This window comes from Paenibacillus wulumuqiensis (genome assembly GCF_000971965.1).
Lineage (GTDB): Bacteria > Bacillota > Bacilli > Paenibacillales > Paenibacillaceae > Saccharibacillus > Saccharibacillus wulumuqiensis.
In genome coordinates, this window is record NZ_LAQP01000014.1 from 163,216 (window position 1) to 184,000 (window position 20,785).

Annotated in this window: 17 protein-coding genes and 2 tRNA genes; 14 read left to right on the plus strand and 5 right to left on the minus strand. The window is 49.9% G+C overall.

Annotated features, from left to right (window positions below):
• Positions 1–290: 290 nt before the first annotated feature.
• The 11 genes from WH45_RS16820 (at position 291) to nrdR (ending at position 12,552) form a co-directional block, all read left to right on the plus strand.
• Positions 291–1,277: a bile acid:sodium symporter family protein gene (locus WH45_RS16820; protein WP_046215577.1), complete on the plus strand. Its 987-nt coding sequence runs from the start codon at positions 291–293 to the stop codon at positions 1,275–1,277.
• 12 nt (positions 1,278–1,289) lie between these two features.
• Positions 1,290–3,107 (plus strand): two-component system histidine kinase PnpS, encoded by a 1,818-nt coding sequence (pnpS, locus tag WH45_RS16825; protein WP_046215578.1) that lies wholly within the window; start codon positions 1,290–1,292, stop codon positions 3,105–3,107.
• A 97-nt stretch (positions 3,108–3,204) separates the two neighbouring features.
• On the plus strand, positions 3,205–3,936 hold the full coding sequence (locus WH45_RS16830; protein ID WP_046215579.1) for a response regulator transcription factor: 732 nt from the start codon (positions 3,205–3,207) through the stop codon (positions 3,934–3,936).
• 167 nt (positions 3,937–4,103) lie between these two features.
• Entirely contained in the window at positions 4,104–5,378 is a 1,275-nt protein-coding gene (locus WH45_RS16835) for a methyl-accepting chemotaxis protein (protein WP_046215580.1), read from the plus strand.
• Positions 5,379–5,479: 101 nt separating this feature from the next.
• The gene (pstB, locus tag WH45_RS16840) at positions 5,480–6,274 is read left to right on the plus strand and encodes a phosphate ABC transporter ATP-binding protein PstB (RefSeq protein ID WP_082096908.1); all 795 of its coding nucleotides are present in this window, start codon (positions 5,480–5,482) and stop codon (positions 6,272–6,274) included.
• A 146-nt stretch (positions 6,275–6,420) separates the two neighbouring features.
• Positions 6,421–7,080: a phosphate signaling complex protein PhoU gene (phoU, locus tag WH45_RS16845; RefSeq protein WP_046215582.1), complete on the plus strand. Its 660-nt coding sequence runs from the start codon at positions 6,421–6,423 to the stop codon at positions 7,078–7,080.
• Between the two features lie 153 nt (positions 7,081–7,233).
• Positions 7,234–9,918: a DNA polymerase I gene (gene polA / locus WH45_RS16850; RefSeq protein WP_046215583.1), complete on the plus strand. Its 2,685-nt coding sequence runs from the start codon at positions 7,234–7,236 to the stop codon at positions 9,916–9,918.
• 38 nt (positions 9,919–9,956) lie between these two features.
• Positions 9,957–10,802: a DNA-formamidopyrimidine glycosylase gene (gene mutM / locus WH45_RS16855; protein WP_046215584.1), complete on the plus strand. Its 846-nt coding sequence runs from the start codon at positions 9,957–9,959 to the stop codon at positions 10,800–10,802.
• Positions 10,803–10,811: 9 nt separating this feature from the next.
• Complete coding sequence (coaE, locus tag WH45_RS16860; protein ID WP_046215585.1) at positions 10,812–11,408, plus strand: dephospho-CoA kinase; 597 nt, start codon at positions 10,812–10,814, stop codon at positions 11,406–11,408.
• Positions 11,405–11,980: a lytic transglycosylase domain-containing protein gene (locus tag WH45_RS16865; RefSeq protein WP_046215586.1), complete on the plus strand. Its 576-nt coding sequence runs from the start codon at positions 11,405–11,407 to the stop codon at positions 11,978–11,980. Before coaE ends, WH45_RS16865 begins: the two co-directional genes overlap by 4 nt.
• A 47-nt stretch (positions 11,981–12,027) precedes the next feature.
• Positions 12,028–12,552: a transcriptional regulator NrdR gene (gene nrdR / locus WH45_RS16870; RefSeq protein WP_046215587.1), complete on the plus strand. Its 525-nt coding sequence runs from the start codon at positions 12,028–12,030 to the stop codon at positions 12,550–12,552.
• A 130-nt stretch (positions 12,553–12,682) separates the two neighbouring features.
• Here the strand turns inward: nrdR and WH45_RS16875 are convergent, their stop codons facing one another.
• The 5 genes from WH45_RS16875 to WH45_RS16895 form a co-directional block, all read right to left on the minus strand.
• Positions 12,683–14,791, minus strand: coding sequence for a serine hydrolase domain-containing protein (locus WH45_RS16875; protein ID WP_235338404.1), 2,109 nt, complete (start codon positions 14,789–14,791; stop codon positions 12,683–12,685).
• Between the two features lie 204 nt (positions 14,792–14,995).
• The gene (locus tag WH45_RS16880; protein WP_046215589.1) at positions 14,996–16,294 is read right to left on the minus strand and encodes a sensor histidine kinase; all 1,299 of its coding nucleotides are present in this window, start codon (positions 16,292–16,294) and stop codon (positions 14,996–14,998) included.
• A 1-nt stretch (position 16,295) separates the two neighbouring features.
• Positions 16,296–17,036 carry a LytR/AlgR family response regulator transcription factor gene (locus WH45_RS16885; protein WP_046215590.1) on the minus strand — a complete coding sequence of 247 codons (741 nt, stop codon included), beginning with the start codon at positions 17,034–17,036 and terminating at the stop codon, positions 16,296–16,298.
• Positions 17,037–17,317: 281 nt separating this feature from the next.
• A tRNA-Leu gene (locus tag WH45_RS16890) sits at positions 17,318–17,401 on the minus strand.
• Positions 17,402–17,789: 388 nt separating this feature from the next.
• Positions 17,790–18,764: an ABC transporter substrate-binding protein gene (locus WH45_RS16895; protein WP_046215591.1), complete on the minus strand. Its 975-nt coding sequence runs from the start codon at positions 18,762–18,764 to the stop codon at positions 17,790–17,792.
• Between the two features lie 175 nt (positions 18,765–18,939).
• Here WH45_RS16895 and WH45_RS24240 point away from each other — a divergent pair, with 175 nt between their 5' ends.
• The 3 genes from WH45_RS24240 to WH45_RS16910 all read left to right on the plus strand — a co-directional run bounded on the left by WH45_RS24240 (position 18,940) and on the right by WH45_RS16910 (position 20,718).
• Positions 18,940–19,341: a transposase gene (locus WH45_RS24240; protein WP_152663583.1), complete on the plus strand. Its 402-nt coding sequence runs from the start codon at positions 18,940–18,942 to the stop codon at positions 19,339–19,341.
• Between the two features lie 490 nt (positions 19,342–19,831).
• Positions 19,832–20,227 carry a hypothetical protein gene (locus WH45_RS16905; RefSeq protein ID WP_152663584.1) on the plus strand — a complete coding sequence of 132 codons (396 nt, stop codon included), beginning with the start codon at positions 19,832–19,834 and terminating at the stop codon, positions 20,225–20,227.
• A gap of 418 nt (positions 20,228–20,645) precedes the next feature.
• Positions 20,646–20,718: transfer RNA gene (locus WH45_RS16910), tRNA-Ala, on the plus strand.
• Positions 20,719–20,785: the final 67 nt, after the last annotated feature.

Sequence of the window (20,785 nt, forward strand, 5' to 3'; positions counted from 1 at the left end):
ACGTGCTCTTATTCCTTTCTGGAGTGCATGAACTATACACCTGCCTACCCAATCCCTAATCCATAATTAATATGATAAATCGCACCAGCATATCCACCATAATTGCCAACACTGCTATCCCAGTGCCCGCAAGCTCCCAGCCCAATCGCTTTGTAAAAAAAGTAGCTCCATTCCACAAAATGCACACGTTAAACTTTTTTCGCTGTCAGTTACCATTTTCACCCATACACCCATGATGCATGTGTTATCATAATACATACAACAAAGTGAAAAGGCTGGAGATGAAAGAAATGAGACAATGGTCGGCAGCATTTACCCGCAACTTTGAAAAGTATATGTTCGCGATTATTCCCTGCACGCTGCTGCTCGGATTTGTGTTATCCGACGAACTGATCGCCTTTACGAGCTGGATTCCTTATCTGTTTGCCTATGTCACCTTTGTCATGGGAATTGGTTGCGGGCGCAAGCACTTGCAGGGCGTATTGCAAAAGCCTGCCCCTGTGTTTGTTACGCTGCTGTTCGCCCATGTGGCTGCACCATTGCTCGCTTATGGGCTGGGAGAGCTGATGTTTGGCCATGGTTCGCCGTATACAATTGGCCTGGTGTTGTTCACAGCTATTCCGCTGGGCGTATCGTCGGTACTGTGGGTTAGCATGTCGATGGGCAATGTGGCACTTGCGCTGGCGATGGTCATCGTGGATTCGGCGATTAGCCCGTTTGTCGTGCCGGGATTGATCCAGTGGTTTTTTGGAGCCAATATTCAGTTTGATACACTGGGCATGATTCAGGATCTGATGCTGATTATTGTACTGCCGACGGTGCTCGGCATGATTGTCTATGAGCTATCCAAAGGACGGTTCAAGGAATGGTCGGCTCCGGTCACTCTGCCGATCTCCAAAATCTGCTTTGCTGGTGTGGTACTGCTGAATGCGGCTGCCATTGCGCCCCAGCTCAGTGCCCTGCGCAGCGATCTGGTGCTGGTTATTCCGGCAGTGTTCCTCATTGTGGCACTCTGCTATGGACTCGGTTACGTATGTTCTGGTATACTTCGCGCAAAAGGCAGAGAGCTGCCGGTGACGCTGGCCTATACGTCGGGGATGCGCAATATATCGGTCGGCATGGTCATTGCGATGTCGTACTTTAGCCCGCAGACAGCGGTGCCGGTCGTGCTCGGCATTATGCTTCAGCAGCCGATGGCGACGCTCCAATATTCCATATTTGTGCGTATCGCGAGTTACCGGGGCAAGCAGAAGCTTCAGGAAAGCAAAACATCATAAAAGGAGAGAAGCATGAAACCGTTCCGCGTCCGTCTGACCCTGATTATTATGCTGCTGCTGGGAGTACTCGGTCTGGCAGCAGCCTTTACCATGGGCAAAATCTACAAGGATTCCCATGTGCAGACTCTGGAAGATAATATGCTGCGGGAGATCCGTCTGCTGGAGACCACCTTTGATTTTCGAAATGAAGGGGTGGAAGGCTCGCCTACCGAAGAAGTACTTGATTACTACACGAGTCAGTCGGTAGCGATCAGCAAGCTCACCGACTCCAGAGTGACCTTTATCGAACGGGATGGAACCGTAATCGGGGATTCGCAGAGCGCTCCGCGCAGCATGAATAACCACAGGGATCGCGAAGAGATTATAGCAGCCCAGAGCAATGGACTCGGCAGCGCGATCCGGTACAGCAATACCCTGCAGGAGAATATGCTGTACGTCGCCGCACCTGTACATAAGGCAGGACAGTTTGACGGGTATATCCGTTTGTCCATGAGTCTGCAGGCCGTTGAAAATGGCGTCCGCAGTGCCTGGACGGTCATGGGCATCAGTCTGGCGGTACTGTTCCTCGTCGCGGCACTGGTCAGCTACCGGGTCGCTTCCAGTCTGACCCGTCCACTGGAGCATATCACCCGTGTTGCCAACCGGATCTCACGGCTGGATTATGGAGCACGGGTGAAGCTGGATCGGCAGGACGAGATCGGTGATCTGGGCAAAGCCATCGACAATATGGCAGATAGCCTGGAGATGCAGCTCAAAGTCATTCGTGATAATGAAGACCTGCTGCAGAGCGTATTGGCCAACATGACCGGAGGAATGGTCATGGTCGAGTTTAACGGCAATGTCGCACTGGTGAACCGGTTTGCCGAGGAGATGCTGGGCATTAGCTCCAAGCGCATTATCGGCAAGCCGTATCAGGAGCTCAAGCAGCATTATGAGCTGAGCAAGCTGCTGGGAGAAGGACTGCGCCGCAAGGAGCGTATCCATGATGAACAGACATTGTACAATCCGGAACCTAGGCTGATTGAGATTGACGGCGTACCGATGTTCGAAGACGATGATACATACCGGGGCATGTTGTTCCTGATCCAGGACGTCTCCAATATCCGTCGTCTGGAACGGATGCGCAGCGAATTTGTCGCGAATGTGTCCCATGAACTGAAGACGCCGATCGCTGCGGTCAAAGGATTTGCCGAGACCCTGCTGAGCGGCGGTGTACAGGATGAGCAGACGTCACGCTCTTTCCTGCAAATTATCTATGATGAGAGTGAGCGGCTGAACCGGCTGATCGGCGATATTCTGGAATTGTCCAAAATCGAATCCAAGCGCTCGCCGCTCAACTTTTCTCCGATTCATCTGCAGCCGTTCTTCGATACGATCCGGGAGATGCTCAACTCGTCTGCAGCCAAGAAAAATATTACGATGAACATGAACGTGCCGGAAGAGCTGTTCATGGAAGCGGATGAGGACCGGCTGCGGCAGATCTTTGTAAATCTGATTTCCAATGCGATCAATTACACGCAGGATGGCGGCAAGGTTACGCTGGACGTAAAAGAGATCATGTCTCTGGAAGGACACGAACGTATCCGGTTTGATGTGAGCGATACAGGTATGGGCATCCCACGCAAGGATCTGCCGCGGATCTTCGAACGGTTCTACCGGGTGGACAAGGCGCGTTCGCGCAGTTCAGGCGGAACCGGGCTTGGTCTGTCGATTGTCAAGCATCTGGTCGAGCTGCATCATGGTATAGTCACGGTAGAAAGCGAAGTAAACATCGGCACGACCTTTACCGTGGATCTGCCACTGCTGCAGGAGGATGAAGGCGACTTTTAACTGCCACCTAATCAAATTCAATATTTTTACACTGTGTTAACAAAATCATGATATGCTGGTCAAGGTGGATGAAATGTGAACCCATATGGAGGTTATCATGACTAAACGATTGCTGGTCATTGAAGATGAATCAACGTTGTCCCGACTGTTGTCCTACAACCTGACACAGGAAGGGTATGAAGTTACGGTAGAAGACCATGGCAGTGCCGGTCTGGAACGGGCTCAGAGTGAATCGTTTGAGCTGATCCTGCTGGATCTGATGTTACCGGGAATGTCGGGATTAGATATTTTACGCAAGCTGCGCAGCTCCGGCATACGCACACCTGTCGTTATTTTGACAGCCAAGAATGCGGAGGAAGAAGTTGTCGAAGGTCTCAAAGCCGGCGCCGATGATTATATTACCAAGCCATTCGGCGTATCCGAACTGCTGGCACGTGTGGCGGCGGTACTGCGCCGGGCAACCGGACGTGAAGATCAGCCGGTGGAAGAGAATTCCCAGGAGAGCCGCATTGAACTGGGCGATCTGATGATCTATCCGGACAAGTATGAAGTCGCGCTGGGCATGCAGCAGATCACACTGCGTCCCAAAGAGTTCGAAGTGCTGCTGTATCTGGCACGCAAGCCGGGCGTCGTGATGACACGGGATGATCTGATGAATGCCGTATGGGGATTTGATTATATCGGTGGTCAGCGGACAGTCGATGTACACGTCAGTTCCCTGCGCAAAAAGCTCGAACTTGATCCGGAATCGGTACATATCGATTCGATTCGCGGAGTGGGCTACAAACTCGTCGTACGCAAGAAAACAAGTGCTCCTCATTCCGGTTAAACGGAATGAAGGGCATTTTTTTACATACACCGGAATATCGGATGGAAGACAGGAAGTTTTATACGTGTCATTACATAATCATTCATCAATCCGCAAATTAAATTTACAATCATAGATTAGTCTGAAGAGGAGAAGTGATACCAAAGAACTAAGGGAGACGATACGGTTTGTCTAATCTATTGCTGGAAAAGCCGGAAAGCCAGATACAACCTGAAAATGAGCAGATCAAGGTAAAACACGGCGTGACGGATCAACATACAGAGCAGTCTGTGCTGCTTGAGCACAGCACAAAAACAGCTATACAGGAACCGGATATCATCGAGCCGGAGATACCGGACAGGGACCAAAGTCCTGTTAGAGAACAACAGATGGATACAGGAAGCGGTCGCCCTGAATTGACGCTGCAGCATTACCGGATGATCATTCCCGGTATTACAGCGGATGAGACATGCGGCGTTACCGTACAGCGCTTCCGCAAGGAGGAGCAGCTGCCCTGTATCGCCATATGCAATGAAGCTGGCGAGCCGACAGGCCTGATTATGCGCGAGCAGTTCTACCGGCGCATGGCCAGCCGCTTCGCTACCGAGCTGTATGAAGGGCGTCCGACGAGCCGGTTTACTCGTCCGGATGTACTGAGTATGGACATCCATACCGATGCGGCGACTGCAGTGGATGCGGCTCTGGCACGTGAAGGCGAAGCCTTTTATGAATGTGTACTGCTGACGGAGAACGGACAGCTGGCAGGGGCGATTACGATCCGCGACATGATGGAGTTGTCCCGTCATCTGCAGGCTCTGGCCGAGCAGCAGCGTCTGCAGTCCCTGCGGGAGACCCGTTCCTTTGTCGGACAGATTGAAGAGGCGGTACAGACCGTTACCGGTGCAGCCGGACATACGTCCAGTCAGCTGGAAGCCATCAAGGTCCGGACGGTATCCGGTCACAGCGAGCTGGGTGAGGCGGGAGAGAGCTTCCGGCAGGCACGGCAGCTGGTGAGCCGTCAGCGTCTTCAGACCGAGGAGATGCTGCAGCATACCGTCCAGGCACGCAAAGTGCTGGATGATGTATCCCAGCTGGCCGGTCAGAGCACCATGCTGGCGCTCAATGCTTCGATTGAGGCGGCGCGGGCTGCCCAGGCAGGCAGCGGGTTTGCCGTAGTTGCCGGGGAGATGCGCCATCTGTCCAGCCGGATCACTACCCTGTCTGCGGATGTAACCCGGCTGCTGAACGGGCTGAACGAAATGATTGCACAATCGGCCCAGTACAGTCAGACGACCGAGCAGACGATGGAGCGCAGTCTGACGTCCATCGCCCAGGCCGATCGGCTGTTCGCAGAGATGGCTGCCGGAGCGGATGAGGCTTCCGCCCATGCGGATCAATTGTTGAACAAGGCGGCCGAAGCAGCGCGTCTAACCGCTCTCGTCGCTGCCGGATTGCAGGATTGACAGCTTGCTGGAAGTTTTACATTCCCTTTACAATACGGGAGGTCTCGGTTTACAAATATCACGTATGATGTATAGATGCCAGTCGGAATCATGACCCGTTCATGATTGCCAGGACAAGAGAATCAAGGGAGTGTGACCCTGTGTCAGACATTATTCGCATTGAACAGCTAAATTTATATTATGAGAAGCATCATGCTCTTAAAAATATCGGACTTACTATTCAGGAAAAGGCAGTTACCGCTTTTATCGGGCCGTCCGGCTGCGGTAAATCGACACTGCTGCGCACATTGAACCGAATGAACGACATGATCCCCGGTACACGGATCGAAGGCAAGGTCGAGATTGCCGGTTCCGACATTTACGGAGATGACGTGGAAGTGGAGGACCTGCGCCAGCAGGTCGGTATGGTATTCCAGCAGCCCAATCCTTTCCCAAAATCCATTTATGAAAATGTCGCTTACGGCCCCCGCCTGCAGGGCATCACATCCAAAACAGAACTGAACGAAATCGTGGAACGCAGTCTGCGGCAGTCCGCCCTGTGGGAAGAAGTCAAGGACTATCTCAAAAAGTCGGCACTGAGTCTGTCCGGCGGTCAGCAGCAGCGTCTGTGCATCGCACGTGCGATTGCCAGCCAGCCGGATATCCTGCTGATGGATGAGGCGACTTCCGCTCTTGACCCCATCTCCACTCTCAAAATTGAAGAATTGACGCAAGATCTCAAAAAGGATTACACCATCGTTATGGTTACCCATAACATGCATCAGGCAGCACGGATCTCCGACCAGACAGCCTTTTTCCTGAACGGGGAAGTGGTAGAGTCCACGGATACGACCGAGATGTTCTCGAATCCGACCGATTCCCGTACGGAAGATTACATCTCCGGCCGGTTCGGCTGAGGGCAGCACGCCTTCGCTTGTTGAATAGTTGATCGCTCCAGGCCGGAACCGGAAAGTATCCGTCGGCCGTCTGGGAGCAGAGATCGACCGAACTGTCATAAGCGGTGTAATCTGCATTATTCAACCAGCCTAGAGGAGGATTATGAATGCCTAACCGCAAAGGATTTGATGAAAGTCTCAGTGAACTCCGGCATCTGCTCACCGCCATGGGAGATCACGTAATCGAAGCATTAGAAGATGCGGTAAAGTCATTGCAGACGCTGGATACGGCCAAAGCCAAAAACGTTGTCGAAAATGATTACCGTCTAAATGAAATGGAAGAGAAGATTATGGATATCGGCTCCCGTCTGATTGTGACGCAGCAGCCGGTCGCCAAGGACCTGCGCCGGATTATCGTCGCATTCAAAATCTCCAGTGATCTGGAGCGTATGGGTGATCTGGCGCGCGACGTAGCCAAAGTTACTTTGCGCATGCAGGGCTCCAACTTGATCAAGCCCCTGGTAGATATCCCTCGCATGTCGGATATCGTGATTCAGATGACCCGGGATTCCATTCAGTCTTATCTGGACGAAAATACGGATTTGGCTCACAAAGTAGGGAATGATGATGATCAGGTGGATCATATGTACAGCGGCATGATTCGTGAATTGCACCAGCATATGCTGGAGAATGCCGCCGACGGTCCGCAGGTCATGCTGCTGAACCTGACCGGACGTTATATCGAGCGGATCGCCGATCATGCGACCAATATCGGCGAAAGCGTCGTTTATCTAGTCACCGGAAGTCGTCCAGACCTGAACACCTGACAATTTTATCAGCAACTGCCAAAGCACCGGAACTTATCCGGTGCTTTTGTTTTGGAACGGAGAGCCTTGTGGTATCATAGAATAAGCGATAACATAACCTATTTAACAAGGAAATACCTACTATACATGCATGTTCTGACCACAGGAGGATCTATGGAAAAATTTATGTTAATAGATGGAAATAGTATCATTTACCGTGCCTTTTTTGCGATGCAGCAGCCGATGACCACATCGAGCGGAATGCATACCAATGCGGTATACGGATTTACCAATATGCTGCTGCGGCTGCTGGAAGAGGAGAAGCCGACCCATATCATGGTCGCTTTTGATGCCGGTAAAATCACGTTCCGTCACAGCAACTATCAGGATTACAAGGGAGGACGCCAGAAGACACCACCCGAGCTGTCCGAACAGTTCCCGCTGCTCAAGGATCTGCTGACTGCCTTTGGCATCACCCATTACCAGCTGGAAGGTTATGAAGCGGATGATATTATCGGCACACTGTCCCTGCAGGCGGAGAAAAAAGGCTGTGAAGTGATCGTCATCAGCGGAGACAAGGATATGCTCCAGCTGGCCTCGGATCATGTCAAAGTCGGTCTGACTCGCAAAGGTGTCAGCGATATTGAAGCCTATGGACCTGCCGAGGTGCAGGAGCGTTATGGCCTGACTCCATCTCAGATTATCGATCTCAAGGGATTGATGGGCGACGCTTCCGATAATATTCCCGGCATTCCGGGAGTAGGCGAGAAGACGGCACTGAAGCTGCTGCACCAGTACGGATCGGTAGAGGAAGTGCTGAACAATACCGACCAGCTCAAAGGTAAGATGAAGGAAAAGATCGAGACGCATGCCGATGATGCCCGGATGAGCAAGGAGCTGGCAACCATTTATCGTGAGGTTCCGTTCGATGCGACATGGGACAGTCTCAAATATGAAGGCATCCAGGCAGCAACAGCGGTATCGGCACTGCAAAAGCTCGAATTCAAATCCATTTTGCAGCGTCTTAATCTGTCGGATGCAGCGCCGGATGGCGTGATCGATCATCTGGATCTGGACGAGTCTGCCGGACAGCAGGCTGAAGAGCTGGCGGTTACCGTCATCGGCGAGGGAGAGATCGCCCAGCTGGAAGCGGCGCTGGGTCAGATTGATGTCGTGCATATCGAGAGCCGCGGAGAGAATCCCCATCATGCCAGTCTGGTCGGCATCGTACTCTCTGCACCGGATCAGTATTTCTTCCTGACACCGGAGACGCTCAAAAGCGAAGCGGCTGCTCCTATTCGCAGCTGGCTCGCCGACGAGTCGATTCCGAAGGACGGACATGATTTGCACCGCGCCGATCTGGTGCTGTACTGGGACGATATTCCTTTTGCCGGAGCACGATTCGATATTCAGATTGCCGCCTATCTGCTCGACCCAACCGATTCCGGTCAGAGCCTGAGCGTGCTGGCTGGCCGCAGTGGTCTGCCCCAGCTGCCGGAAGATGATACGATCTTCGGCAAAGGTGCCCGCTATAAAGTGCCGGAAGCCGACATACTGAGCCTGCATCTGGCCCGGAAAACAGCGACGATCCGTCAGCTCGTACCGCTGCAGCGTGAACAGCTGGAGCAAAACGAGATGACCAGCCTGTTCGAGGATCTGGAGATGCCGCTGTCACGCATTCTGGCCGATATGGAAAAGCAGGGCGTCGCCGTCAATACGGATGAACTGCGCGCACTGGGCAAGGAATTTGAAAGCCAGCTGGAGACGCTGGTAAAGCAGATCTATGAGCAGGCAGGTACAGAGTTCAATCTGAATTCACCGAAGCAGCTGGGCGAGATTCTGTTCGATCGTCTGCAGCTGCCGGTGATCAAGAAGACCAAGACCGGCTATTCTACCGACGCCGAGGTGCTGGAGAAACTGGCTCCTTATCATGATGTAGTACAGCATATCCTGATCTATCGCCAGCTGTCCAAGCTGCAATCGACTTATGTGGAAGGTCTGCTTAAGGAGATTCATCCCAAATCCGGCAAGGTGCATACGTACTTCCGCCAGACGATTACAGCGACCGGAAGGCTGTCCAGCCAGTTCCCGAACCTGCAAAATATCCCGATCCGTCTGGAAGAAGGGCGCAAGCTGCGCAAAGTGTTCGTTCCGTCCGTACAGGGCTGGTCGATGCTGGCAGCGGATTATTCGCAGATCGAGCTGCGTGTACTCGCTCATATCTCCGATGATCCGGGATTAAAGGATGCTTTCCTGCATGATATGGATATTCATACCAAGACAGCGATGGACGTATTCGGCGTAGGTCATGAAGAGGTGGACAGCAATATGCGCCGCTCAGCCAAAGCGGTTAATTTTGGTATCGTCTACGGGATCAGTGATTACGGACTGTCTCAGAACCTGGGAATTACGCGGAAGGAAGCGTCGGAATTTATTGCCCAGTACTTTGACGTATTCCAGGGTGTACGCCGCTATATGGATGATATCGTCGACGAAGCCAAGAAGAACGGCTATGTGAAGACGATGCTGGAACGCCGCCGGTATTTGCCGGAGATTCGTTCCTCCAATTTCAATCTGCGTTCCTTTGCCGAACGTACAGCGATGAATACGCCGATCCAGGGAACTGCCGCCGATATTATCAAGCTGGCAATGGTTCATATGGACAAAGCGCTCAAAGACCGCAAGCTCAAGAGCCGCATGCTGCTTCAGGTACATGATGAACTGGTATTTGAAGTGCCGGCGGATGAAATGGAAGAAATGAAGACGCTCGTACCGCAGATCATGAAGGATGCCCTGCAGCTGTCCGTGCCGCTCAAGGCGGATGTCAGCTACGGCTCCAACTGGTACGAAGCCAAGTAAATCATATATCGATTATCAATAAAGGATAGGTGAACCATATGCCTGAATTGCCGGAAGTAGAAACAGTCAGACGCACTCTTAACACCCTGGTCACCGGCAAGCAAATTGAACGGGTTACCGTGTCGCTGCCGCGTATTATCCAGCGGCCGGATGACCCGCAGCAGTTTGCCATGGAGCTGCAGGGACACACCATACAGACCGTTGAACGGCGCGGCAAATTTTTGCGAATCGTAATGGATGGACTGGTCATGGTCTCCCATCTGCGGATGGAAGGACGCTATGGAGTATATGAACAGAATGAACCGGTGGAAAAGCATACCCATGTCATTTTCCACTTTACGGATGGTACGGAATTGAGATACAAGGATGTACGTCAGTTCGGTACGATGCATCTATTCAAAACCGGTGAAGATCTGGAATCCAAGCCGCTGATGCAGCTCGGCCAGGAACCGCTCGACCCAACATTTACAACCGAGCAGTTTATCCGGGTGATCGGCAAGCGCAAGACGATGATCAAACCGGTACTGCTCAATCAGGCGTATGTCGTGGGCATCGGCAATATCTATGTGGATGAAGCCTTGTTTCGTGCCGGTATCCATCCCGAGCGAATCGCCGGTGAACTGAGCGAAGAGCAGCTAATTCGTCTGCATGAAGCGATTGTATCGACACTGACGGACGCGGTCGCTGCCGGCGGATCATCGATCAAGTCCTATGTGAACGGACAGGGCGAGATGGGCATGTTCCAGCACAGCCTCCGTATCTATGGACGCAAGGCACAGCCATGCTATGAATGCGGGACGCTGATAGAGAAGACTGTAGTAGGCGGCAGGGGCACGCACTTTTGCCCGGTCTGCCAGCCTCTTCCGATACGACAGAAACATTGAGGTGACAGCATGAATATTGGATTAACCGGAGGAATCGCCACGGGGAAAAGTTCAGTCTCCGCCTGGCTGGTGCAGCATGGGGCTGCACTGGTTGATGCGGATCTGATCGCACGGGAAGTCATGATGCCAGGTCATCCGGTACTGCAGCAGGTAAGAGAGCGCTTTGGGGAAGAGATGCTGAACGAAGACGGTACGCTGAACCGCAAGCGGCTGGGCGAGCATATTTTCACCCACCCGGAAGAAAGGGTCGCTCTGGAAGGCATTACGCATCCGGCGATTCGTTCGCTCATTCACAGCCGTGTTGCCGAGCTGGAAGCAGCTGATCCACAGCGGCTTGTCATTGCGGATATTCCGCTGCTGCTGGAAGCAAGAGACGCCTACCGGTTCGATGAGATTATGGTTGTGTATGTACCGCGTGATATTCAGCTGCAGCGGCTGATGGCGCGAGATGGCCTGACCGAAGAGCAGGCGGCCCGGCGTCTGGCGGCCCAGATGGATATTGAGGAAAAGAAACGGATCGCGGATATTGTTATCGATAACAGCGGCACGCCGGAAGAAACATGGCAGCAGCTGCAGCAATTTTGGCGGAGTAAGGGATTATCATGAACCAGCTCAGACGAAAAATAGTACGTAAACGGATTCTGCTGCCACTATTTCTGATTGTGCTTGTACTGGTATTGTTCAATACCCGCTGGCTGGCCTGGATCTATCCGATCGAGTTCAAGGAGGAGATCAGGGCGCATGCTTCCGCCTATCAGGTGGACCCTTTTCTGATTGCTTCGATTATCCGGGTGGAGACCAATTTCCAGCCCAGCATGGAGTCGAAGAAAGGCGCTCTTGGCGTCATGCAGTTGATGCCGGATACCGCGCAGTGGGCCATGGACAAGGCGCATCTGGCCAATGTGTCCATGGAGACGATCAAGCATGATGCCGACCCGAATATCGAGATCGGTACCTGGTATCTGGGCAACCTGATGCAGCAGTTTGACGGCAATGAAGTCGCGGTTATCGCAGCCTACAATGCGGGCCCCAGCAAGGTGAAAAGCTGGCTCAGCAGCGGTAAATGGGATGGTACGCTGGATCATGTCAAGGACATTCCCTACGGTGAGACAAGACATTATGTGCAGCGTGTATTATATTATTATAAGCAATATACCAAATTATATGACGCCTTCTGAAATAGATGGAATGAACGGCATAGAGGGAAAGGAAGGTGACACTGGTAGTGAAATGTCCATATTGTGGTCATAACGGAACCAAAGTGCTGGATTCCCGTCCAGCCAACGATAACAAATCCATTCGCCGCAGGCGGGAGTGCGAGAGCTGCAGCCGCCGTTTTACCACTTTCGAGATGGTGGAGGTTACTCCGTTAATCGTGATCAAAAAGGACGGCAGTCGCGAAGAATTCAGCAGAGACAAGCTGCTGCGCGGCCTGATCCGTGCCTGTGAGAAGCGCCCGGTCTCGGTCGATCAGCTCGATGCGATCGTCTCCGAAGTCGAGAAAAGCCTGTATGCAACAGCGCTCGCTGAGGTAGAGAGCCGCGAGGTGGGCGAGCTGGTGATGGAGCAGCTGTATCCGGTCGATGAAGTGGCCTATGTACGTTTTGCCTCGGTATACCGGCAGTTTAAGGACATTAACATGTTCATGAAAGAACTGGAAGGACTGCTGAACGACGATTCCAAGCAGGATAAAAAGCAGTCCAGGGATACTGTCCGTTCCCAGCATGATCGGGAACACGAAGACCAGTAATAACAAACATACCGCTTTCCCTGTGTGGAAAGCAGCACAAATAGCATCACCGCTTTGGGTCTCCGGCAAAGGAGGCAGAGAGCAGTGATGCTATTTGTATATTCTGCATTATTCAGATTAATTTAGCTGTTCAGCGGCTGAGAGAAATTTTGAACCGGTCACCGGCTTTGCCTCCGAATACGATCATTCCTTTTTCAGGCAGCTTCATACTGTGTCCGCCATTGATGATGGAAGAATAGACGATCTGTCCTTTGTCATCATAGACGACAAAGCCTGCTCCGGCAGGAAGAGTTACATTGATCTTCTGTCCGGCTGTTTTTTTGCCGAGCTTCATCCATTTGGCATAGCTGTCTGCCGGTATCGTAAGAGAAGAAGAGCCAGCCGGCAGAGTCGATACAGCGTCTTCGCTAATAAAGGACTGTTCGTTAATTTGCAAATATTCCGTTTTGCCCTGACGGGAGAAGTTCAGGTCAAAGGTGTCGCGTCCGGACATAACCGGAATCTGCATCACATTTACACTGCTGTTTGCATTTTTGATTTTGGTACCCAGTGCATATCCCTGGTTGGTATCCACCTGGATCGTTTTACTGATTTCGGTCGGGATCAGATAGAAGGCGGAATTGATTTTTTCGTCGGTATTGTAATAGGTTTTGCCGTTACGCTGCTGCCAGGCTTTCTTGACGGAGGCGCTGAGCGGCTGCTTGTTCAGCTTTTGCCCGATATACAGAGCCATCTGGGATTGATCCAGTTCCGGGATGTTCAGATAGGCGTTCAGCTTCAGATAGGTGAGGCCGTTTTTCTGACGTTCAAAGCTGGCCAGGGTAGAACCGTCTTCACTGCGGAACTTGCCTTTGCCTGCATAGATATACTGCTGTGCAGGGATCATGCCGGCCATCTGGGCAGCCAGCTTGAACTTGCCGTTTTGAATATGAATATTAAATGTCTCACCCACTACACCATAGGTGCCATTGTACTTTTTCATCTCGGCAGGCATGGCGATTTTGCCAGCGGCAGGGAACTGCTGATCCGGCAAAATACGTGAAATGGTCCCTTTGTCCTTGAGTACATGCAGCAGCACTTCGCTGGCAACCGCTTCATTGTACATCGATGAACCGCCGGACGTTAATACGGCCATGCTCAGTCTTTCTTTTGGCAGGCTGACCAGAGTAGCATGATACATCAGTGTATCTCCGCCTTTGGATACAGCCTTCAAGCCGTAACGGTCAAAGGGAGACAGCTGTACCGAATCCCAGCCCAGGCCATAGTTGAAAATGTTAGAAGTCTCGGATACCCACAGGCCATTACGATATTCCGGCTGATTCATGGCCTGAACCGAAGCGGCAGATAACAGATCCGGCCGCTGCCCGGTCAGTACCTCGGCAAATTTCACTACTTCTTCTGCGGTGGAATATACGCCGCCGGTGCCGATAATATTGGTATTTTCCACCGGCAGCGCTTTGTCTGTCAGTGTGGGGAAGTAGGTTTTCACCAGTCGCTTACGATCAAATGTATCCAGCGGCGTTAGTGTCGATGTCAGCTGCAGAGGCTTGCTGATCCGTTCACGGATAAATTGTGGATAACTTTTGCCGCTGACTTTGGCAACCAGCAGTTCGAGCAGCTGGAAGCTGTCATTGGAATACACGGAAAAAGCGCCCGGATCGGCCTTCAGCGTTTCATTACGCAGCGATGTTAGCAGATGGTCACGGCTGGTCGTATCATTATCGTTAAACAGAATCGTATTGCCATAATGACTACCATACAGCCCGGATGAGTGATTCATCAGCATACGCGGCGTGATCTGCTTGTACCGTTCATCCTTCATTCGGAATTCCGGCAGATAGTCGGTCAGCGGCCGATCGATATCGATTTTCTTCTCATCGGCCAGCATCATGGTGGCTGCTGTCACATACATTTTGCTCGTCGATCCGATCCCGAACATGTCGTTTTTGGTAATCTTGCTGCTGTCGGCACGGCCGGATGTACCTGCGCTGCCGGACAGGGTGATTTTACCGTGATCCATAACGGCATACTGCACACCGGTGACACCGTATTTGTCCAGCAGTACCTGGGAGAGCTCCTGTGCCCGGGAAGAAGTAGCTGCGGTAACAGCCTGGGATTTGGATGCAGAGGCTGCTTTGGTAGTAGTCTGCGCGGCAGATATACTGCTGATCGGCAGCAGTGCCGAAGTTGCGATAACGATGCTCAGCAGGCATTTGCTGAATGATTTTACTTTATTCATGATATTCATCCCTTTCGGTAGGTAATCAGATGTATTCTCATCTGTACACAATCGAAGCATACCGCATACTCGCGCCGGAAAGACCGGAAATGGGCTGAAACGAATATCTTCACCCCTGAACGACAAAAATGAACCAACATCGTAGCCGGTTCATCGTCGGTAATTCGCTATGATGATTCTCTTGTGATCCATCCCAATCTGCTATCATTCTTCATAAAAAGGAAGAACAACCATACTCTCCACCCGGTGATTATGACTCTCAATCGTCATATGGCCGCCGTACTTGTCGCATAGACGGGAGATATTGGTCAGGCCGAGGCCATGATAACCGTCGCCTGGCTTGCTGCTGGTCCAGTCGATATCGGACTGGCTGGAATGATTGGTAATATGGATATACAGCGTCGATTCACTGGAATGAATATTGATGGAGATATACCGGTCATCCGCCAGCCGGATCTGCTTGCTGGCTTCGATCGCATTATCCAGCAGATTGCCGAGTACGACGCACAGATCATAACGCTCAATCCGTACTGCAGGCGAATGCAGCCGCAGACGGGTATCGATTCGAATACCGTTGGACTGCCCGATGCTGAGCGTATTGCTCACCAGTGCATCGATCACCAGATTGCCTGTATTGACCCGGTAATACGCCTGATCGACCCGATTCAGCGTCGTGTGGATATGCTCAATGGCTGCTTCCGGTTCCTGACGGCGAATACATTCCTCGATATAAATCAGGTGCTGATTCGTATCATGGATAATGCGCTTGATATCCTTGAACGTATGCACCGTTTTCTCGTAATTGGCATCCTGGTAATCCATCTGCTGCTGCAAATACACATTCTGATTGAGCAGCCGGAACCGCTCCATCAGCATATCGAACATATAAATGACAAATACATTCAGAAACAGCAGCCCCAGCACCGAGATGACGTAGTAGCTGTTTTGCTGGCTGTAGGCAAACAGCACATTAATCTGCCAGATCGAAATGACCGGTACAATCAGAAACAGCAGATAATAGCGAGGCTGCAGAGCAATACTGCGCCGCCGGCTGATCAACCGGATCAATTGGGAGATCATCAGCATCACCAGAAAACTGAACAGAAGCAGCTTGATCGAGCGAGTATACTGACTTTGCATCAGCTGATAGGGCGTTTCTATCGAATAATCGATCCCGCCAAAAAACAGATGCACACCCATGGAATTGACAATTGTCTGCAGTACCACATAGATAAAGGTAAAGACAAGCAGGGTACCGAGCTGCACCCTGTAGGACAGAGCCAGACTGAGAATCATTACTATGGCCAGCAGAGAGGAGAGGGCGGACGGCATATTGACCAGATAATAGATCAGATGCAGTACCACAAATACGATAATATATGGATACCGGTTTGGTCTGCGGTTCATCCGGCCCAGCACAGCATCAAAATATAATTGTCCCAGCAGCAGCATGGGAACGACAAATAGCAGCACGAGCAGCATATAGCTTATGGGGGTCGGCATCTCAGTTCAGCTCCCTGATCATAAAGCGTGTGCATGCATCCTTGACTTCCTTGACCCGGGAGCGTCCGATCGGCAGCTCCAGACCGTTGGACATCAGCACCTGGTTGCCGGCGAACTTTTTGGCATGACGCATATTGATAATGACTGAACGGTGGATCTGCAGAAAGTTCTGTTCCTTCAGTGCTGCTGCATAGGTAGCGAGTATACCTTTGCTTTCATATGTATCCCGGGCTGTAATAAAATGAAGCTTGTTTTTGAGGGTCAGACTTTTGACCGCTTCGATAGCGATCAGATCATCATGCCGGATCACCAGCTCATCATAGCCTGATTTGATCACCAGCAGCTTGTGTTCCTGGGATTCCCAGTACCGGCAGAGAGAGAGGATTACTTCGTCAAATCGTTCGGACTGCATCGGCTTGATCAAATACTGGAAAGTCATCACATCAAAGCTGTCGACCATGTATTCCGGGTAACTGGTGAGGAAAATAATCTGTTCGTCCCTGTGCTGCCATTCCCGCAGCTTACGCGCCGTCTCGATTCCGCTGCGCCCGGGCATCTCCACATCCAGAATCCAGGCATGAAATGCAGGCTGCTCCTGTTCATAATGCTGCAGCAGCAGCTCACCGGATGCGAATTCTTCAATTATAAATTCAACTCCTGTACGGACCGACAGTGCGGTCAGCAGCTGGCGTACCTGTTCACGCTGCTGGCTGGAATCATCGCAAATCGCCACTCTGTACATGATGGACACCTCCGTTATTGTGTGAATGCTCCGGCTCCAGTGTAGCATGGGGGAGGAACATTCAGCTGCTTCTATTTCCGAACAGCAAAAATCAATCCCTGAACAGCCGAATGACAATAACCAACCAACCGACCGACCAACTGAATGAATGACGTAAAAAACCAGCATGGTATAAAATACTGGGCAGATAGATTGCTATCCTTATCAAGACGCAATCTTTGCAATAAAACATCAAAAAAGCCTGCTTCACCGAAGTGAAACAGGCTTGATATGATAAGGTATGCGGTCGAGAGGACTCGAACCTCCACGGGGGTAAGCCCACACGGACCTGAACCGTGCGCGTCTGCCAATTCCGCCACGACCGCAAAAAATATGTAACTTCCTAATCCTCATGTTGTGCATTCTAGGTGTCAGATAGGAAGTGGTGAACGAATCACCGTAATTAAGAGTATACATCTTTTGAAGAGGAGATGCAAGCATTTTTTGGAAATAAAATTTCCGGTCTGTAAAGTGTAGATTTCCCTTTTTGAGAAAGGTGGAATAATACATTAATGCTTGCTTGATTTATTGTAGCAAATAATAAAATAAGCGTGGAGACCCTGTAACATTAATGAATACAGAAGATTTCCACGCTTAAGTGAGTGAACTATCAGGCTTTGCAAAAAATATTTGTGTTCGAAGCCTATAGATGAAAGCTGAACAACACGGTTTAGCTTTGATCCGCAGAGTATATCTACTTACCGAACATCTATTTTACTTTGCAGACAGCTCGTCGATCAGAGTATCGATCGCATAAGACTTGGCGAGCGGTGTGTCATTGAAGAAACTGTTGTCTACGATATATACGTGATTGGACTGTACAGCGGTCAGCTGCTTCCAGATGGCTCCGTCAGCGGAAGCGGCCATCCGTTTGCTCAGCGCTGCCGCGGTGTCGTTCGGGATACCGGTGGAGATGAACAGGTAATCCGGGTTCATCGATTGCAGCTGCTGCAAAGTTACCGGAGTCGATTCAGCGTCTGTAGTCATGCCTTCCGGTGCTTTGAGCGCCAGATCCTGATACAGCACCTCGCCGACGCCGTTCTGTACATTGTTGTGCAGAATCAGATTATTCTCCTGCATGCTCAGCGCAGCAATAGTGGATGTTCCGACGATCGGTGCCAGCTTGGTCTTGGCTCCGTTGAACTTCTGCTGATAGGCATTCATGAACTGCTTGGCTGCCGTATCATGGTCGAGGAACGTACTGTACATATACAGCTCACTGCGCCAGTCGAGAGTGGGATCGATATAGGCAGTTGGTGCAATCTTGGTGAGTGCATCATAGGTCGCGCGGTCGCCGTTATTGGTAATGATCAGATCCGGCTTCTCGGCGGCGAGCGCGTTCAGATCGAGTTCGCCATTCTGGCCTTCGATCAATGTCAGCTTGTCACGCTGCTCATCGCTGGTGTAGGGAGGGAACACGTAATTGCCTTCGGCAGGCTTAGGAGCCAGTGAGATATCCGAGCCAATCGCGTTCATATAATCCATCGCATACTGGCTGGTGACCGCGATGTTCTTGGCAGCGATTGGTACATTGACCGTACCGTAAGAGTCCCTTACCGGCATTTCCTTAATACCGTTCGGGTTAAAAATATCCGCCCGCGTCTCTTTGGGTTGTCCGCAGGCTGTCAACAAAACGAGGATCAGGGATAACACCAGTCCTGCTCTGATATAAGCTGTTGAATATTTCAAAATAATCCGCCTCTTTTCCGAGTATGCTTGGATATTTGAATAGACATGCAGCAGGCCATATACAGCACCTGTTATTATAAAATACCCAATAACTTTATTATACCAATAGCAGAGGAATGAAAGTCAACGCATTGGCACAACTGTCACCGGCTTGTCACAGAGTACAGGCAGAGCTGTGAAAATAACGGTTGAACAGCGGTGGGATAGCAGCGAAAGCAGTAAGCGAATTACTATTTTAAAAGATAAGCCCATCGACTTTATGATTAAAAAAGCGCATGGAGTGCATGGAACCCAAAGTCTCTTTTCAAACAGCAAAAAAGAACAATGGACACCAGCTTTTACACACTGGATGCGACGAAAACGTAAACAAATCGAAACTGTATTTTCCATCTTAGTCAGTCGTTTCGCTCTTACTTCGATTCGTTCGAAGAGTCTAACGGGATTCAAAACCAATCTATATGGAGTTTTTGCTAGCATGCACTCTCTGGAAAAAGGGTATCATCCCAAATTAGTTAGAACTAGCACCACGGATATAAATAATGTTAATCTTATGTCATTCATTGGCCAATTGCTCTGATATTATTTCTGCTAGGTAGATGAAAGGGGGGATATAGTATTTAAAAAGGAGCTTGGTGTAGTGATGTTGTTGAGTGCCGTTTTGCTTTCAGGGTGTGGTGGATGAGATAAGCCTGAAACAGTTACGCAAGGTGCGGATTATTATCCAAACTAGCGAGGAACAGGCTTAAACAATTATGATATTCATATTGTTAGTGCGAGGATATCCGAGGGTGATTTGGTTGAGGGAAGTACTCGTCCAAGGAATGGTGTTGATATGCAAAATGCGATCATACAAATGTGTATCCATAGATTGGTAAACAGGTCTCAACCTTTATTCCCGCCTACATTTCTCCAAACCACTAGTCATCTCAAAGAAGAAAATATTAATTTTTAGTGGGAGTGTGATTTTTTTGAAGAAAAGTCTTCGACCTGTTATGTACGTTATCCTGATTATTATGCTTACTATATTACTTATTAATTTTTTTAATTCTACGGAGATAAAGAATCGTATGTTCCCTAATACAACATTTAAAAAAGAAGTTATTGAAAAGATTGAAGATAAGGAAATCTCTTATTTGTTGTTAATGGACTGGACTGAAAGTGAGGATGTAGTTACCTTAAGAAATAGGGCGGATATAGATTATATTCTGGATTGTTTAGCTGCTTTAAAGTTAAAAAAAGTGAGTAAATCCCCCGATACTTCTAAAGAAGTTTATTATATTACTATTACGGGTCAAAGGGAAAATTTATTCTCATTGTTTCTATCTGATTCAAAGTATATGTTAATTACTGATTTTAAAAATAATTCTGTTCAACAATATGAAATAGAAAATGATTTTGATCTTAACAAAATTAAGAAGTTTTTTGGAAATGGAAACAAAAACAAAAACAGTCAATCTCTTTGACTGGATCCTTATGAAGGTCTCTTTTTCACTTGGCACCAAGCCTAGTATAGTCCCCGCTACTCCCGATGAAAAGGTTACATAGGTAGGAGTTTGAAAATCAATGATAAAAGCCCCCGAAGTACTCCACTGATTTTTTTTAAATATTCTAGCTATTTCCTTGTCATTTAGTGCTTGTACGTAAGCAAAAGATAAAACCTGTTGTTGTTTTGCTAAGAGAGATTCATAAGCTTGATAAAGTGAATGATCCGTAATGTGATCTTTTAAATTTGGTGGCACAGATTCTGAATTATAAACAGTAAGTAAGACAGATTCTAGGTTTTCATCGTTGTCTAGCGTCAATAGATGTAAAAATAAAAAGTGTTGACTATACTGCTAATTCATGATACATTAAAAGAGTTGTTGAACAAATACATATTACGGGGCCTTAGCTCAGCTGGGAGAGCGCATCGCTGGCAGCGATGAGGTCAGGGGTTCGATCCCCCTAGGCTCCATACATAAAAACCACCACACACAAGGGTAACCAAGTGTATGGTGGTTTTTTGCAGTGTTTAAGTTATG